Source organism: Pseudoneobacillus rhizolycopersici, assembly GCF_054786815.1.
This window is the reverse complement of record NZ_JBTOOE010000283.1, coordinates 1-219: the sequence shown is the minus strand read 5'-3', so window position 1 is coordinate 219 and position 219 is coordinate 1. Positions and strand designations below refer to the sequence as shown.

Genomic DNA, 219 nt, shown 5'->3' with positions numbered 1-219 from the left:
GACAATTAGGTCGTAATATTGATGAGCGATACAACGATTATCCTAACTATCGCAATGAATTTGGTCACCTAGAAGCTGATACTGTTCAAGGAAGTAAGCATCACGGCGCAGTCATGACTCTGGTTGAACGACTCTCCAAAGTTGAAATCATGCTTAACATTCATCATCGTACTGCCGAATGTGTTAACACTCACCTTGATCAATGGCTTGCCAAAATAC

1 pseudogene is annotated in these 219 nt (G+C 41.1%); it reads left to right on the top strand.

What is annotated here, in order from left to right:
• Positions 1–219: pseudogene (locus ACX9YW_RS23765) on the top strand (IS30 family transposase); the annotation flags it as partial.